Annotated in this window: 14 protein-coding genes and 5 tRNA genes; 15 read left to right on the forward strand and 4 right to left on the reverse strand. The window is 36.3% G+C overall.

Annotation, left to right across the window (positions count from 1 at the left end):
* Nucleotides 1-100: 100 nt before the first annotated feature.
* Both dnaA and JYK00_RS00010 read left to right on the forward strand, forming a co-directional pair.
* Nucleotides 101-1420 (forward strand): chromosomal replication initiator protein DnaA, encoded by a 1320-nt coding sequence (dnaA, locus tag JYK00_RS00005; RefSeq protein ID WP_207566702.1) that lies wholly within the window; start codon nt 101-103, stop codon nt 1418-1420.
* 40 nt (nt 1421-1460) lie between these two features.
* Nucleotides 1461-1643, forward strand: a complete 183-nt coding sequence (locus tag JYK00_RS00010) for a ferredoxin (protein ID WP_207566703.1) — start codon at nt 1461-1463, stop codon at nt 1641-1643.
* A 38-nt stretch (nt 1644-1681) separates the two neighbouring features.
* Here JYK00_RS00010 and pruA read toward each other — a convergent pair whose 3' ends face one another.
* A complete protein-coding gene (gene pruA / locus JYK00_RS00015; protein ID WP_207566704.1) occupies nt 1682-3256 on the reverse strand; it encodes an L-glutamate gamma-semialdehyde dehydrogenase in 1575 nt (524 codons plus the stop codon).
* 238 nt (nt 3257-3494) lie between these two features.
* Here pruA and JYK00_RS00020 point away from each other — a divergent pair, with 238 nt between their 5' ends.
* The 13 genes from JYK00_RS00020 to JYK00_RS00080 all read left to right on the forward strand — a co-directional run bounded on the left by JYK00_RS00020 (nt 3495) and on the right by JYK00_RS00080 (nt 11684).
* Nucleotides 3495-5318 carry a hypothetical protein gene (locus tag JYK00_RS00020; RefSeq protein WP_207566705.1) on the forward strand — a complete coding sequence of 608 codons (1824 nt, stop codon included), beginning with the start codon at nt 3495-3497 and terminating at the stop codon, nt 5316-5318.
* 29 nt (nt 5319-5347) lie between these two features.
* Nucleotides 5348-6445, forward strand: coding sequence for a BMP family lipoprotein (locus JYK00_RS00025; protein WP_207566706.1), 1098 nt, complete (start codon nt 5348-5350; stop codon nt 6443-6445).
* A 120-nt stretch (nt 6446-6565) separates the two neighbouring features.
* Nucleotides 6566-8074, forward strand: a complete 1509-nt coding sequence (locus JYK00_RS00030) for an ABC transporter ATP-binding protein (protein ID WP_207567565.1) — start codon at nt 6566-6568, stop codon at nt 8072-8074.
* 1 nt (nt 8075) lies between these two features.
* The gene (locus JYK00_RS00035) at nt 8076-9110 is read left to right on the forward strand and encodes an ABC transporter permease (RefSeq protein WP_207566707.1); all 1035 of its coding nucleotides are present in this window, start codon (nt 8076-8078) and stop codon (nt 9108-9110) included.
* Complete coding sequence (locus tag JYK00_RS00040) at nt 9107-10066, forward strand: ABC transporter permease (protein ID WP_207566708.1); 960 nt, start codon at nt 9107-9109, stop codon at nt 10064-10066. Before JYK00_RS00035 ends, JYK00_RS00040 begins: the two co-directional genes overlap by 4 nt.
* 34 nt (nt 10067-10100) lie before the next feature.
* Nucleotides 10101-10367 (forward strand): hypothetical protein, encoded by a 267-nt coding sequence (locus tag JYK00_RS00045; protein ID WP_207567566.1) that lies wholly within the window; start codon nt 10101-10103, stop codon nt 10365-10367.
* 63 nt (nt 10368-10430) lie between these two features.
* Nucleotides 10431-10694 carry an acylphosphatase gene (locus tag JYK00_RS00050; RefSeq protein WP_207566709.1) on the forward strand — a complete coding sequence of 88 codons (264 nt, stop codon included), beginning with the start codon at nt 10431-10433 and terminating at the stop codon, nt 10692-10694.
* A gap of 197 nt (nt 10695-10891) precedes the next feature.
* Nucleotides 10892-10968: transfer RNA gene (locus JYK00_RS00055), tRNA-Pro, on the forward strand.
* A 4-nt stretch (nt 10969-10972) separates the two neighbouring features.
* Nucleotides 10973-11048, forward strand: a tRNA-Gly gene (locus tag JYK00_RS00060).
* Nucleotides 11049-11059: 11 nt separating this feature from the next.
* A tRNA-Arg gene (locus JYK00_RS00065) sits at nt 11060-11136 on the forward strand.
* Nucleotides 11137-11174: 38 nt separating this feature from the next.
* Nucleotides 11175-11250, forward strand: a tRNA-His gene (locus JYK00_RS00070).
* A gap of 16 nt (nt 11251-11266) precedes the next feature.
* Nucleotides 11267-11343, forward strand: a tRNA-Arg gene (locus tag JYK00_RS00075).
* A gap of 77 nt (nt 11344-11420) precedes the next feature.
* Nucleotides 11421-11684: a stage V sporulation protein S gene (locus JYK00_RS00080; protein ID WP_207566710.1), complete on the forward strand. Its 264-nt coding sequence runs from the start codon at nt 11421-11423 to the stop codon at nt 11682-11684.
* A gap of 60 nt (nt 11685-11744) precedes the next feature.
* Here JYK00_RS00080 and JYK00_RS00085 read toward each other — a convergent pair whose 3' ends face one another.
* Genes JYK00_RS00085 through JYK00_RS00095 form a run of 3 tightly spaced genes read right to left on the reverse strand, consistent with a single transcriptional unit; the run spans nt 11745 to nt 17483 of the window.
* Complete coding sequence (locus tag JYK00_RS00085; RefSeq protein ID WP_207566711.1) at nt 11745-13292, reverse strand: bifunctional UDP-sugar hydrolase/5'-nucleotidase; 1548 nt, start codon at nt 13290-13292, stop codon at nt 11745-11747.
* A 55-nt stretch (nt 13293-13347) separates the two neighbouring features.
* Nucleotides 13348-15081, reverse strand: coding sequence for an ABC transporter ATP-binding protein (locus JYK00_RS00090; protein WP_207566712.1), 1734 nt, complete (start codon nt 15079-15081; stop codon nt 13348-13350).
* Between the two features lie 5 nt (nt 15082-15086).
* Complete coding sequence (locus JYK00_RS00095) at nt 15087-17483, reverse strand: fibronectin type III domain-containing protein (RefSeq protein WP_207566713.1); 2397 nt, start codon at nt 17481-17483, stop codon at nt 15087-15089.
* Nucleotides 17484-17487: the final 4 nt, after the last annotated feature.

A 17487-nucleotide genomic window follows, 5' to 3' on the forward strand; every position in this document is an offset into this window, starting at 1 on the left:
AACTTTGACACAATTGTTTCTTGATTTTTTACATTAGGGTATGAGATAATATCTTTTGCACCCTCCCAGTAGAGAAAAAACCCACATGAGGTGTAATCCTATGAAAGATGCGATAATAAAAGCCCTGCGTGAAAAAATTAGCAGACAGCGTTGGGAACACTGGTTTTCTGATTTTTCTGTAAAAAAAATAGACGGCAACCATGTTGTGTTCGAAGTAGGAAATATCTTTGTAAAAGATCACCTTGAAAAAGAGTTTGGAAAGGTGATATCCAAGGTTGTTCGGGAAATACTGGGTAAAAACTCAACATTTGAAATAGTTTATGCCGAAGTTAACACATCGCACCAGAATAGCTTTAAAGATGAAGGAGCTCTTATACGTAAAAGACCACTTTTACTAACACCACTTAACAATAAATACACTTTTGAAAACATGGTAGTCGGCGATTTCAACAGATTCGCTTACAACGTGTTTTTGGAAGCCAGTAAAAAACCTGGATTTTATAATCCTATATTTCTTTACAGCGACGTAGGATTAGGCAAAACACATCTTGCCCAGGCATTAGCAAATTATGTTCTTGAAACAGATCCCGACATGAAAGTAGCGTATTTAACAAGCGAAGAATTTATGAATGAAATGATAACAGCTATAAAAGCAGGAAATACTGAAGAGTTTAGAGAGAAATATAGAAAAAAGGCCGATATATTGATAATAGACGATATACAGTTTCTTATAGGAAAACCTGGAGCACAAATAGAACTTTTCCATACTTTTAATGCCGTTCATGAAGCAGGAAAACAAATAATAATATGTTCTGATCGTCCACCTCAAGAATTGAAAGATTTTCATTCGAGAATGGTCTCGCGCTTCCAAATGGGAATAGTTGTGAAAATAGAAAAACCTTCTAAAGACGCATTAATAAAAATAGCAAGAAAAATTATGGAGGTTAAAGGTGGAGAAATAAATGACGAAATATTACTCTACGTGGTTGACATATTTGATAGTCCCAGACTCCTTCAGGGAGCAATACTAAAACTAATCGCATATAAGAACCTTTTTGGTGAACTTAATATGGAAATAGCTCGTTCTTTGCTCCCGTCAGTAAGCTCTAAAAATACAGACAACGACAAACTCCTTGAGATCGTCTCAGAAATGTTTGATTGTAATAAAGAAGATATACTTTCAAAAAAACGATTGAAAAACATATCTTTTGCAAGAAAAATAGGGATGTATTACGCTCATAAATACTTAGGTATGTCAACCCGGGAAATTGGCCGCCTTTTCAACAAAACCCACTCTTCTGTTGTTCAGAATATAAGACAAATAGAGGAGTCTTTAAAACAAGGTAATTTAGCTATAAAAAGTTATCTCAAAAGGCTTAATAAAAGTATAAAAGGTTTTGCAGAAGGTGGGACTCTGTGATATAATGAATTACGAATCATGATATCAGGAGGTGAATAGGGTGAAAGTAAGAGTTGATGAAGCAACATGTATTGGCTGCGGTGTTTGTGAAAACCTTTGTCCAGATGTTTTCAAATTGGATGACAACATGAAAGCAAAAGTGCTTCAACCAGAAACAGATCTTGATTGTGCAAAAGACGCCGCAGATAGTTGTCCAACAGCAGCAATTATTATTGAAGAATAATTTTAAAAATAAAAGGTCGGCAGCCTGCCGACCTTTTTTTAAAGAATTTTTTCCGAAATAGCTTTTGCTTGAAGGAAAAGTCCAAGATAGTCTCTTCCACCCGCTTTACTGTCTGTTCCTGACATATTGAAGCCCCCAAATGGATGGACTCCAACCAGGGCACCAGTACATTTTCTGTTAAAATAAAGGTTTCCCACATGAAATTCCTCTTTTGCCTTTTCTATCCTATCTCTTGACTTTGAATATAAAGCTCCTGTTAGTCCATATTCTGTAGAATTTGCTATATGAAGCGCTTCTTCAAAATCGTTAGCCTTTATAATAGCTAAAACAGGACCAAATATTTCTTCCTGAGCAATTCTTGCATTTCCATCCACATCTTTAAAGATAGTAGGTTCTATGAAAAATCCTCCTAATTCTTCTCTTGTATTACCCCCAAAAATTAAGTTGCCTTCATTTTTCCCAATCTCTATATAAGCCTTGATTTTTTCAAAAGCTCCATGATTAATGACTGGTCCTAACCAGTTTTCTCTGAACCTCACATCGCCCATTTTTATTTTTTCAGCTTTTTCTATAACTTTCTCTACTAATTTGTCATAAACATCTTTTACTATAATGGCTCTACTACCGGCGCTACATTTTTGCCCTTGAAATCCAAACGCACTTGTCACAATTCCCTCAGCAGCAGAATCAAGATCAGCTGTTTCATCAACAATTATCGCGTCTTTCCCACCCATTTCAAGGATGGTTCTTTTGATCCAGATTTGTCCTGGTTGAGGCCTGGCAGCAAGTTCATTTATTCTAAGCCCTACGTCTTTCGAACCGGTAAAACTTATAAACCTTATTTTAGGATGCTTTACCAGATATTCTCCGGCAAGCGCACCGCTTCCAGGTAAAAAGTTCACAACTCCATCGGGTAGTCCAGCTTCTTGCAAAGCTTCAAAAAATTTCGCTGCAATAACAGTGCTATCACTTGCTGGTTTCAAAACAACTGTATTCCCGGTGACTATTGCGGCACTGGTCATTCCAACAAGAATGGCAAGAGGAAAATTCCATGGTGGTATTATAGCTCCCACTCCAAGAGGTATATATCTTAACTCATTTTTTTCTGTTGGTATGCGAACTAAAGGTTGTTCAGAGGCGTATCTGAGCATTTCACGGGCATAAAACTCCAGAAAATCGACAGCTTCCGCAAAATCCGCATCTGCTTCCACCCAGTTTTTTCCAACTTCATATATCATTGTTGCACCAAATTCAAATCTCTTTTTTCTAAGGATATCAGCCGTCTTAAGCAAAAATTCAGCTCTTTTGTAAGCAGGTGTTTTACTCCAAGTCTTAAATGCTTCCCAGGCCTTTTCCACAGCTAACTCAGCTAATTCTTCTGTTGCTGAATTTGTGTATCCTACAATTTCATCTGTTTTGCTTGGGTTGATCGATTTAATCTTTTTATCGCTTTTGTATGCCTTCCCTCCAATAACTATGTCATACTCCTTTCCAAATTCTACAGCAACTTTTTCCAGGGCTTTTTTCATCATAAATTCAGTTTCAGAATTGGAAAAATCTGCAATTTTCAGATTTTCAAATGGTTTTAGGATCATAAAGTTTGTTGCCTCCATAAAGTTTCCCCCTCCTTATTGGTAAAGTGTAAGTTAAATAAGTTGAAGTAACCGTTAAATATTATATAACTTTGCAGTCATAAATGAAAAACAATTCATTAACTCCTATTAATACAAAAAACGCAAATTTTCAGGTAAAATTGTGCTATAATTCAAGGTGATAAATTTTCAAAACTTATGATAAAATTTCTAATACGATTGAATAAACAAAGCAAAAAACAACGGAGGTGCTTCTTAAATGAAACATTTTGTCAGTGTTATCATTATGGTAATTTTTGTTACAACCATTTTTGGGCTTGATTTACAAAAAGCCGAATCGATTTACTTAAATTACCTTGAAGCCTATTCAAAGAAACTCGATGAACCTTTCGTTAACGATATCAGACCAATTATCGAAAGAGAGTTACCATTGTATCGATTTTACAAGATAAGATTAGTTGGAAGCGTTGAAAAAACAGACGTCACGAAAAAAGTGGGAGATTATTTGAATGTTATTTACAGAAAATTTAAGGGAACAAGCGAAGAAGAACAATTTGCAAGAGCCGCTTTCTTTGCCTATCTGGAAGCAATCCTTGAAAGAAAAAAATTTGGACCAAGTTTTATAAAAGCCTCTCCAAACTTTAATCAATTTTTTAATTCATATCAAAATAAAGTGATTTTCGCAGCAAGAAGTTATTTTACAGATTTATTAGCTGCTCATCTTGGCGCAGATATTGAACTTCCTTATGACATCGATGCTCCACATTATAATTTTGAATTTAACTACAAACCAAGATATAAAGGTGGCTATGATTATGAAATAAAATACTTAACAAGTTCAGAAGAACTTATAAAAGCTTTTTCCAGTTATGTTGAACTCCTTTCAAAGAAAAAGCCAGAAATTATTGGTAAAAGCATAGGACGTTACGGTGGATTAATGCAAAGAAATATAATAAAAGTTATTGCGGGGTTAAAAAATGATTATTCGGAAAAAATAGCGGAAATCACCCCAAAAGCAGCAAATTTCTGGTGGATACGATGGTTTGTATATGGAGGATTACTTGCGATAATCTTTTATATGAAAAAGAACTGGGAATTGATACTAACGTTAATTTCTATATCTGAAATAATTTATCTGTTTATAGCATTCGACTCTCTGTCAACAGGCAACGCTGCACTATATGGGCTAATTTCATTTTTTGCCTTTTTGAGCTCAATATATATTTTCTTTAAAAATCGCAGGTACCTGCAATTCAGTATGGCAATACTGCTTCTTATTTCTCTATTTGTCCCAACCTTTTTCATTAAAGAACTTGTTATGGCTAATAACTCTGGTTTCGATAATTCTGTTTATTATGATACTTTGTTTGGAGATGTTGTTAAAGATCAATATTCAAAATTTTCCAATATTATAAAGAACTTAACTTCCATTGTTAACTCGAGCATAGGAGAAACCGAAGATATTGTTCAGAGACTTAAAATAAGAACCAAAGCTTTAGATGGTAAAATAAAAGATGAAAATTACATGAACGTTGTTAGTTTTGAAAAAAGAATATTTGATGTAAAAAACATAGAAGATGAGCTGGAAAATTATCAGATAGAGGAAGGAATAAGATACAAGCAATATAAATCTTCAGAAAAAGCATTAAAAAGTTTTTCAAAAAAATTATCAAGAATAGTGGATGAAAAATTTGAAGCAGATTATTTGAAAGAACTTGGAAAGAAATTATATTACCCTGAAATTCAACCCACGCTTTCAAAAATTGAAGAAACAATTAAAAATGTTGAAGACTCAAAAAGCGCTCCGGCTACTTTCATAAAAGAAAAGTGGGGAATAATTACGTTTTTGACGCTTTCAATTGCTATGTTTTTAAGCGCGGTTAACTTCAAACAAGATGTTTTATGGTACGTGGCATCAATTATTTCAGGAATTTTAATGCTAATAAACCCGCTGGATTTCTTGGTACAATATGGAGTTCCAATATTGAAAGTTAATTACTCTTTTGCAATTCCAATCGTATTAATTCCTGTAGTTGTATTAACAATAGTTAGAATTTTAAAGCCTTCCCGTAAGGGAGTGTAAACATTACTTTGGAAAAGGAGGGAGCTTTTATGAAAAAGCTGTTTGTTTTTGCGATATTGGCTTTACTCATGGTTTCTGTTTTTGCTTTCAAAGCTATCATGGTGACTGATACAGGTGGTCTTGGGGACAAATCTTTCAATGATGGTACATGGGCTGGTATAAAGAGAGCAGCAGAGGAATTAGGGATAGAAACAAAAGTTATACAATCCTACGAACAGGCAGATTATATTTCAAACCTTACAAAAGCGGCACAGGAAATTCAAAAAGAGCCTGATGGAGGAATAGTTTATGCAGTTGGATTCATGATGACAGACGCACTCTTTGAAGTTGCACAACAGTTCCCGGATGTTTATTTTGCTGGAATTGACATTGCCCCACCTACAGATGTAGTTCCACCAAATGTCATATCATTCCTCTTTAAGGAACAGGAATCAGCATTCCTGGTTGGTTACGTTGCTGCAGCCACTACAAGAACTGGAAAAGTAGGATTTATCGGTGGTATTCCAATTCCACCAGTGGAAAGGTTTAGATACGGTTTTGAAGCTGGTGTAAAAGTTTACAACGAACTTCATGGTACAAATGTCACAATCCTCAAAGGGTACGCTAACAGCTTCAGCGATCCAAAGAAAGGTAAAGACCTTGCTCTTGCTCAATTTGCAGAAGGAGCCGACGTTATATTCCATGCAAGTGGAGCTGTTGGTAACGGTGTTATAGAAGCAGCCAAAGAAAAGATGGTATCTCTGGTTGGAAGCGAAGACATGGCAAAAATTATTGAATATGCATTTGAAAATGGCGGATTTTTTGCCATGGGCGTTGATGTTGATCAGGATTACATGGCACCTGGCGTAGTTCTCGCAAGTGCCATGAAAGGTGTAGACACAGCATCTTATTACGGTGTAATATGGGCCTACAATGGTGAATGGACACCAGGTATTCATACGCTCGGTCTTGCAGAAAACGGTGTCAGACTCAGTCCAATGAAATATACAAAAGGGCTCATTTCCAACAGAACAGTTGCAGAACTTGAATACCTTGTTTACTTAATCAAACAGGGAATTCTTGTAGTTCCTAATACAGAAGAAGCACTTAAATCTTTCAGAGTTCCAAATATAGTATTCCCATTCTAAAAAATATTAAGGGGGCAATTTGCCCCCGTTCTGCTTTGTCATTCAACTGAGGAGAAATCTTTAGTTGAGTGACAAAGAGGAACGTGGAAAGGAGGAGAATAAACTGTGTATGCGGTGGAAATGGTTGGCATAGTCAAACGCTTTCCTGGCGTTTTAGCAAATGATCATGTGACTTTGAAAGTGAAAAAAGGAGATATCCACGCTATAGTTGGTGAAAACGGAGCAGGTAAAAGTACCCTTATGAACCAATTATATGGTCTTTACCACCCAGACGCCGGAGACATCTTCATAAACGGAAAAAAAGTGAAAATTCGAGGTCCAAGAGACGCAATACGTGAAGGAATAGGAATGGTCCACCAGCATTTTATGCTTGTAGATACATTAACTGTTGCTGAAAACGTAGTTCTCGGCTCTGAACCTACAAAAGGATTAAACTTTGACCTGAAAAAAGCGAGAAATGAAGTGAAAGAACTTTCTGAAAAATATGGACTCTTAGTGGATGTTGATGCAAAGATAGAGGATATACCCGTTGGAATGCAGCAACGTGTAGAAATCATAAAAACTCTTTACAGAGGCGCAAATATAATAATTCTGGATGAGCCTACGGCTGTTTTAACACCGCAAGAAGTTGAGGAACTCTTTGAAATCATGAGAAAGCTCAAAGCTGATGGTAAAACAATTCTATTTATATCACATAAATTGCATGAGGTGATGGAAATAAGCGATAGAATAACCGTTATGAGACTTGGTAAAGTTACAGGAGAATTAGAAACTTCCAAAACTAATCCAAAAGAAATAGCACGTCATATGGTTGGACGTGACGTTGTTTTAAGGGTTGAAAAAGAACCACACAAAGCCAAAGATATTATATTTGAAATTAGAGATTTAAGGGTTAGAGACAACAGAAATTTAGAAGCCGTTAAAGGAATATCGTTCGCTGTAAGAAAAGGAGAAATAGTAGGTATAGCAGGTGTAGCCGGTAATGGTCAAACAGAGCTTGTGGAAGCCATAACGGGTCTTAGAAAAGTTGAAAGTGGGCAGATAATCTTTAATGGAGAAGATGTGACAGGTGCTACAGTAAAGGAATTAAGGCAATTTGGTATGGCACATATTCCTGAAGATAGGTTAAAGCACGGACTTATAAAAGAGTTCGAAGCTTACTATAATGTCATTTTAGGTCAACATTACAATCGACCATTTTCCAATGGAACATTTTTAAATCACAAAGCAATGTTTGAATACACAAAAGCTTTAATGGAAGAATTTGATGTTAGGCCAAGGATAATCGAACATTTAGGTGGAAACTTTTCCGGAGGAAATCAGCAAAAACTGGTAGTTGGTAGAGAGATAAAAATGAATCCTAAATTTATAGTGGTTGCACAACCTACAAGAGGGCTGGATGTAGGAGCTATAGAATTTATCCATAAGCAAATTTTGAGATTAAGAGCACAGGATGTTGGAGTATTATTAATTTCAATGGAATTGGAGGAGATTTTCTCGTTAAGTGATAGAATTCTGGTTATGTATGAAGGAGAAATAATGGGAGAAGTAAAACCCGAAGAAACAACCATCGAAGAAGTTGGTTTGATGATGACTGGACATAGATTAGAAGAGGTTCGGAGGGGATAAGATGAACAAAAAGATATGGTCGATTCTTGTACCTGTTGTTTCAGTAATTATTGCTTTGTTATTCTCTGCTGTCATTATTGTGCTTATCGGTAAAAGTCCTTTTGAAGCTTACGCAGCCCTTTTGAGAGGAGCTTTTAGTTCAAAGCAGGCAATAGCCGATACTGTTATAAAAACCACTCCTTTGATTTTGACAGGACTGGCGGTAGGTTTTGGTTTCAGAGCAGGAGTGTTTAACATTGGTGCGGAAGGTCAAATGGTTATGGGTGCTTTAATTGCCGCTGCGTTTGCAGGAAACTTTGGCTCATTACCCCCGGTTGTTGCAATACCACTTACAATGCTTATTGCAATGAGTGTAGGTGCTGCATACGCTGCAATTGCAGGGTATCTTAAAGCAAAGACAGGTGCTCATGAAGTTGTTACCACAATAATGCTAAACTGGATAGCAACATATTTTGCTTCTTACATGGTTACAGGACCTCTTGCAGTTGGTTCTGGAACACCAAAAAGTCCTGAAATAGCTGATTCTGCTCAACTTCCGATTTTAATGAAAGTAGGGGCTATAGAAATGAGTAGTGGAATAATTATAGCTATTGTTGCAGCGATATTCATGTATATACTTTTAAACAAAACAGTTACTGGTTATGAAATAAAAGGAGTAGGATTCAATCCATACGCTGCTGAGTACGGTGGAATAAGTGTTGGAAAAAATGTAGTCCTTGCTATGGCTGTAAGTGGTGCACTGGCTGGACTTGCAGGAGCAATGGAGCTAATGGGAGTTCATCATAGATTCCTTGGAGAACTTTCAGGAGGTAAAGGATTTGATGGAATAAGTATCGCATTGATAGGTCAAAACAACCCAATAGGAATAATATTCGCAGCACTTCTTATAGGTGCCCTTAGAACTGGAAGTAATGAAATGCAATTTATAGGCGTCCCAAAACACATGGTAATGATCGTTCAAGGTATAGTAATCTTCCTGGTAGCCGCTGATAGAATTGTACGTACTATTATGATCAGAAAGAGGGTGAACGCATGAGAATTCTGGAAGCAATCTTTCTGGTTTTTATAAACCCCCTATTTTATAAAATAACTTTAACAGCATCAACACCGTTAATATTCGCCGCTCTTGGAGGGGTGTACAGTGAAATAACAGGAGTAGTAAATATCGCTCTTGAAGGAATAATGCTCATAGGTGCATTTACTTCTGTAGTTTTTACATGGTTAACTGGAAATGTGTGGATCGGAGTATTTATGGCCATTGTATCAGGAGTTGCATTGGCATGGTTACACGCATGGGGAAGTATAAAATGGGCAGGCGATCAGGTGGTTTTAGGTACTGCGATAATCCTCATTGCTCAGGGTGTTACAGGCTTCTTGATGGAACCAATATTTGGAAAACCTGGACAAACAGACTTTGTTGGAAAAATAGAGGAAATTAAAATTCCGGGTGTAGCAAAGGTCCCTTTCATTGGAAAAATTATAGGAGAATTGAGCCCAATGGTATATATTGCTTTTGCAAGCGTGGTTTTTTCATGGTGGTTAATTTATAAGACAAAACTTGGACTTAGAATGAGATCTGTGGGTGAAAATCCAGAAGCCGCAGATACTCTGGGAGTTAATGTGTATGGCATAAGATACTTTGGGGTGTTAATGAGTGGAGTCTTTGCTGGAATAGCAGGTGCATATCTTAGTATAGGTGAAGTGGGTCATTTCAGAGAACTTATGACAGGCGGTAGAGGTTTTATTGCACTTGCTGCAATGATTCTTGGAAAATGGAACCCTGTAGGCGCAATGCTCGTAAGTATTCTGTTTGGAGCCTCAAGTGCATTTGCAAATCAACTTCAAAGCAGTTCCTTGATACACGTTCCAGCTACTGTTAAGCCATTGTTTGATATGATACCTTTTATACTGACTATAATAGTTGTGGCGGGATTTGTTGGTAGATCAAGACCGCCTAAAGCAGATGGTATACCTTATGAAAAAGAAGCATAAAAGGCTTACTTAAGGAGGGGGGATCATGGGAGATATGAAAGATATCACTGTGAGAACAGTCATGGCCATTCTTATTGACAATCGTGAGGTGTCTGCAACAAAAGTTCAGGAGCTTTTAACAGAGTATGGATGTTACATCAAAACACGATTGGGGCTCCATGAAGGTGTTCCAAACTACTGTTCAAACTCAGGACTTATTATTCTGGAACTTGTAGATGATGAGAAAAAGCATGAGGAGCTTTGCAAAAAACTTAATGAAGTATCCGGAGTAAAAGCAGATTTTATGAGACTTCATTTTTAACACATATTACCTCCCCTTTTCACAGGGGAGGTTTTTAATTAACACAACTCTAAGGTGGATAATATGTGCAAACGAATTTTAGTTTACGGGATAGTTCAAGGGGTAGGTTTTAGATACTGGACGTATAATATAGCAAAAAGCTTAAAAATAAATGGATATGTTAGAAATCTTCCAGATGGTTCTGTGGAAATTGTTGCATGTGGAGACAAAGAAAACTTGAGTGGTTTTATTAAAGAGATTTCAAAAGGTCCTATAACAGCAAGAGTTGATAACGTTCAAATAGAAGACACACAATACACTGATACGGGATTTAAAATAACATATTAAATATAACTGCCTGTTATTTTCTGATCTGGTTAGAGTAAATCTAATTTGCATGCTGCAAGGTTATTTTTTAAAATAAAGTGTCATATTGCGTGGTACTTTGATATTTTTTGAAATGTAAGTGAATTTTTGATTCTTTAGTTTTCGGGTTATTGACACTCTTTTAGTCGTGTGCTATAATAATTCACGGCTTTGGTTGACGGGGTGTAGCGCAGTCGGCTAGCGCGCCTGTCTTGGGAACAGGAGGTCGCTGGTTCAAGTCCAGTCACCCCGACCAGCAGGCGGGTGTAGCTCAATTGGTAGAGCACCGGCCTTCCAAGCCGGGGGTTGCGGGTTCGAGTCCCGTCGCCCGCTCCAGGAAATGGTAAGCGCCCGTAGCTCAATAGGATAGAGCATCGGACTTCTAATCCGAGGGTTGTGGGTTCGACTCCCGCCGGGCGCGCCAGAGTGGAGTTTGAAATATATAAATATTTTTTATTTGTGGTGGCTATAGCTCAGTTGGTAGAGCGCCTGACTGTGGATCAGGTGGTCGTGGGTTCAAATCCCACTAGCCACCCCATTTGTTTTATAAAAACGCGCCCGTAGCTCAACAGGATAGAGCGTCGGACTTCGGATCCGATGGTTGCGGGTTCAAGTCCTGCCGGGCGCGCCAGTTGTTACTATTTTGAAGATTCAAAACTGTGCTGTAGCAAACTTATTCTCATCACAAGGGAAAAGGAGGTATCTTCCATGGAAGTACTCAAGGTTGCATCAAACTCTAATCCAAACAAAGTTGCAGGGGCTCTTGCGGGTGTTATTAGAGAAAAAGGAAAGGCAGAGGTTCAAGCAATAGGGGCCGGTGCTGTTAACCAGGCAGTTAAAGCTATTGCTATTGCGAGAGGTTATCTGGCACCAAGCGGAATTGACCTTGTATGCGTACCTGCGTTTACAGATGTAAGTATTGAAAATGAATCAAGAACTGCGCTGAAATTTATCGTTTTTCCACGTGAGTAATAGAATAGAAAAAACCCCCGATGGAGATCATCGGGGGTTTAATTTTTTTTATTGTTTCAATTATTTTCGCTCATATCGAGGACTATCATCATAATCCTTTATTAATCCTTTAAGTCCTTTTTGAATATATTCAACAACCACATCTGCCAGTACAAAGCCTGTATCATAACCTGAAGATTTGTTTGCTTTCAACATAGAATAACCATCTCCACCACCGGCCATATAATTATTTGTAGCAACTACGTAAACTTTGTCCAGGTTCAGTGGTTGACCGTTTACATAAACTTCTGTTACTTTTCCATTTTCACTTTTCCATGTAAGTCCTCCTACCTGTAGAAAAGCTCCTTTTCCTTCAGGAATTGTAGCAGCATATTCAAGAACTTTCATAATTTCTGATCCTTTGAGTTTCATTACATACACAGTATTTCCAAACGGAAGAACTGTAAGTATATTTCTTATAGTTATTTTTCCAGGCTGTATTGATGCTCTAATACCTCCTCCATTCTGGAAGGCAATATCTGCACCTGTTTTCCATATCATCGCATCTGCTATAATGTGTGCGAGGTTGGTATCTCCAGAACGTACATGAGCGCGTTCGCCATCAAGAAGAATCTTTGTCTCTCCAATTACAGTATCGAGCTTTTCAGAACCTATCTTTTTGAATACATCAAGTGGAGTTTTAACATATACAGCTTCAGGATATGGTTTGCCTACGTATTCGTAAATGGATTTACCATTTTCATCTTTACCTTTATAGTTCTTTAAATTCACAGGAATAGCTTCCCATGACCAGTTGTTAATTTTTCCATTTTCTACTTCAAGCTCGAGTTTCCCTAATTTTTTGCCCCATTCCCATGACTGTACGATAATTGTTCCGTTTACAACTTTTGCCTCTTTTAAATTTGTGTGGCTATGACCATCTACTATAATATCGATCCCATTTACAGCTTTTGCAAGTTGCTCTGATGTTGTATAGTTTCCAGAATGTTCCATTCCCATCCCAAGATGAGTAAGAGCAACAACGATATCTGCTTCCTTTTTCAATTCTGGAACAAGTTTTTTCGCAACTTCAATTGCGTTTTTAAATTCTAAATCTCCACTGTAAAGTGGTTCTAGAATAGCAGTTTCTTCAGTTGTAAGGCCGAATATTGCGACTTTAACTCCTCCAACATTTTTGATAATATAAGGTGTAAAGAAAGGTTTTCCATTTTTGTATATATTTGCTGACAAAAATGGAAATTTTGCTATATTCATTTGATAGTTGAGTACCTCACGTGGCTTATCAAACTCGTGGTTACCAACAACCATTGCTGTAAGTCCTATTCTGTTAAACGCGAAAATATCAGGAAAAGCGTTGAGAAGGTCAGATTCTGGAACACCTGTATTTAAGTCACCAGCGTGAAGGAAAAGGACATTTGGGTTTGAAGCTCTTTCTTCATCGATAATTGATGCTATTACCGCATATCCACCAATACCAGGGTTGCGCCATTCACTAAACGGCCATGCATGACCATGTGTGTCATTAACATGAAAAATCGTTACTTTTGTGCCAAACAATGTTAAAGCTATAACCAACAAAACCAGAGTTAAAAGTTTAACCTTTTTCACAATAAACACCTCCCCATTATGAGATAATAAAATAAAGACTTTACAGCAGAACACATTAATTTGTTTCTTCTAATTCCTCTTCGATCATTTGTTTGCGATACATTTGAGCATATAATCCACCCTTTGATAGGAGTTCCTCGTGAGAACCTTTTTCTACAATTTTCCCTTCATCAAGTACGTATATTATATTTGCATTGCGTAAAACTTTTAACCTGTGAGTTATGATTATCATTGTTTTATCTTTCATGGTGTTTCTCAGACTGGAAATGATTTTTTCCTCTGTTTCTGGATCAACAGCTGAAAGACAATCGTCAAATATATAAACATCCGCATTCCTCATTAAAGCCCGCGCTATTGTCACACGTTGTTTCTGACCACCTGAAAGTGACACTCCTCTTTCTCCAACGACTGTTTTGTACCCTTCTGGAAATTGTTTTATATCCTTATCAACAGCTGAAAGCGACGCGTATGCTTCAACTAACTCTTCATTGTAATCTTCCATACCAAAAGCTATGTTTTCTTCAACACTGGTTGAAAAAAGAAAGGTTTCTTGTGGAACATAAGAAATTTTTGTTCTCACTATATCAGATGGAATGTAATTTATATCAATGCCATTTATAAAAAGATGACCTTTGCCTACAGGATAGAATTTACTTATAATTTTTACCAATGTAGATTTTCCACTTCCAACCGTGCCGACAATGCCAACAAGCTGACCGGATTTTATTTCCATTGAGACATCTTTGAGCACAAGCCTTTCAGTAAAAGGATAGGAAAAGTTCAAATTTTCAATTTTAATAGAATCGATACTTTTAATCTCTACAGGTTCTTCTGGTTCAGTAACCAGTGGAGGAGTTTCTAATATCTTTCTAATTCTTGCATATGATGCGCGGCCTCGTTGTATCATGTTTATTACCCACCCATAAGCAGTTAACGGCCACACAATCATACCTATGTAACTATTAAAAGCAATGAAAGCACCAAGTGAAACGGTTCCCTTTATTACCATTGGCCCTCCATAAACTATGGCAAGAAAATAAGCAAGAGAGCTTATAAAATGAATAGAAGGCCACATGACTCCCCACAATTTTATTAAAGAAATATTAGCCTTAAAATTGTTATTAGCTTTAGTTGAAAATATTTTTTCAAATTTCGGCAGTATTGAAAACGTTTTTACAATACGAATACCATCGATTGATTCTTCAATAAACCCACTCATATCAGAAAATGTATCCTGAACAGTTTTGGAACGCGTAAAAATAAATTTTCCAAAGCTTGCTGAAATTACTATTATAAATGGAAGAGGAATTAAAGCTATGAATGTCAAGCGCCATCCAACAGTGGTAGCCATAAAAAATAATGTTATAGAGGACATAAAGAGCGCATCTACCATCAAAACTATACCGGGTCCAAGCATCCGCTCAACGTTATTCATATCGTTGGTAAAATGTGCCATTAAATCGCCACTTCTATTTTTATCAAAAAAACTCATATCCAGGGATAATATTTTCTTGTAAAGATAATTTCTCGCTTCATAAACAAACTTTCGTGAGCTTCCTATAATAAAAAATCTCCAAAAAAACCTTGAAAGGAACATACCCAAAGCCACGCCAACTATAGACCACGACAAAATGGCTATCAATGAAATGTCAGGAGTACTTGTGTTGAGAGTATCTACAGCCTTTGATATAAATCTGGGGATAAGAAGCTGGAGGGTATCTACAATTATAAGCATTATTATTCCAGCTAAATAAAAAGGCCAACGCCTTTTCAAAAAATCCTTTATCAATTCCTTCACCTCTCAAGCAGGATGTATCCCATGAATATATCACTCTCTCCAGAATTTGAATTAAAATCTCCATCTCTTGAATATGTGTAACCAGTAAAATACAATTTGTTCCCGGCTAATTTTCCAACAATAGCTGTATCATTATCGAAACCACCAGATACTCTACTCCAGATGAGTTTATCATTAGTGATTTTCATAACGAAATAATCTTTTAAACCTTTTTTATTGTAAAAATCTTTGTAGAAAATGCCAGAGGTTGATGTAGTGGAACCAATTAATATTATACCATCATCCAGTGCAAGAAGTTCATTACACACATCATTTCCGTTTCCACCAACTGTTAATTTCTTTACCAGAGTTCCATCTTTGTCGAGCTCAATTAAAAGAATATCACTTCCTCCATAGTTCTTTGCAATATCATTATCACTGGAATAAGTTTTCATCGCAACTATTATATTCTGATTGTATTCAATGGCTGCAGAAGCTTTATCTATATCTTTCCCTCCAAAAATTCTACTCCAGAGCAATTTTCCATCTTTCGAAATAGAAAATATCCACACATCGAATTTTCCATAGTTTTTTGGAACAAGATAATCAGAAGACCTTGTATTAGCTACTATTACGTACCTATCTTTTAAATCCAGAATCTTAACCGCATTATCAAGAGAACTACCGCCATAACTTTTAATCCATTGAACATCTCCTTCAAAATCTATTTTCATAATAAAAATATCGTTCCATCCAGAGCGTTCTCCTTTAATAAAATCTGCCGACCAGCTACTCCCCAATACAATAAAACCATCCCTGATTTTTATCATATCAACAGCTGTATCTTTTTCATTGCCTCCATAATATTTTGTCCATAGTTCATTGCCGCTTCTATCAAGCTTTTTAACGAACATATCACCATTATTTATTTCATCGTTTCCAAGTATATAAATATAATCTTTATTAGAAAGTACTTTTACACCTTCCTGATTCCTATCCCGCATAAAAGTTTTCACCCAGCTAATCTGGAATCCTTCAGTTTTCAAAAGAATCAAGTCATCATCAACTTTGTTTTTTTTCAATTGTTCAGAAGTACCTAATATCAGAAACGTTTCGTCTTCCAGAAGATACATATCATTTACAACATCAGAAAATTTTTGTCCGTAAATAACTTTTATGTTCACATAAGGACCTGTTGAAAATGAATTTATACTGCTCTCAGATGAGTTTCCAGAATTATCCTTTGCAACAATTTTCCAGTAATAAACTGTAAAAGGTTCTAAATTTCTAAGTTCGTAAATGTTATTTTTGTAGTTCTTTGAAATTAGTTTCATTTTATCAATAGATTTCCCGATGTAAATATCATAACTTATATCTTCACTATCAGGATCTACACCGGACCATTTCAAAACAACCTTCTCAGGCATACTAATTGATCTATTCCCTGGAAATATAAGGCTAACTTCAGGTGGTTGATTCAAATCTGGCATTTTAATGGTAATAGTATCACTTTCATTTTTTGCCCCATAAGGATCTTTCGCAATTAACTTTACACCATATAGAGCTCCAGGTGATGCGTTTTCTAAAGTGTAGCTATTTGTTTTTAAATCTTTTAAAATCATAATTTTGGTTTGGTCTTTGTACAACGTAAGATCATATTTTACAGGATCACCATCTAAATCTTTTACTTTTTTCCAGGAAATAATAAGATTGTTTTCTTTTTTCATCACGGTAACCGAAGGTTTTGCAGGAGGATGATTTTCAACTTCAAAACTCCAGATAGGACTCTCTGAAATTCCTCCATACTTATCCCTGGCAATTACTTTCCAATAATAATTTCCAGGTTTTGGAAGTTTTATTGTAATTCTATTCTTATCGAGAGATTTCGCGTAAAGTTGAGGATTGGTTTCAGTACCAAAAAATAAATCAAAAAAAAGTTGATCGCCATCAGGATCTACAGCTTTCCAGCCAAGAGTTACTTTTCTTTCATTCAATATTTCCTCATTTACTGGCGTTGCCTGTGAAATTATTTTTGGAGGGCTGTTTATTACAGTGAATTTGTAAATTTCTGATTCTTTTGATGACTTTCCATCGGTTATCATTACCTTCCAGTAATATGTTTTTGATGGTTCTAAGCCTTTTAATTCATATACAGTATTTGTTCCAGAGTAAACAATAGAATTTGGGGTAGCCTCGCCAAAAAGTAATTTTGAGATAACATTTTCAGATTTTTTGGACTCAACGTTCCACGAAAACTCTATCATTCTTTTCGAAAGAAACGAATTATTTTCAGGGAAAAGTAAATAAACTCTGGGAGGTGTTTTTTCAGTTAGTTTCATAACAAAAATAACGGATAAAAAGGTTATCAATACAAAAACTAAGTATATTAAATTTCTTTTTTTAGAAAAAGTCAATTTA

Origin of the sequence: Thermosipho ferrireducens (genome assembly GCF_017358165.1) — a bacterium.
GTDB classification, from domain to species: Bacteria; Thermotogota; Thermotogae; order Thermotogales; family Fervidobacteriaceae; genus Thermosipho_B; species Thermosipho_B ferrireducens.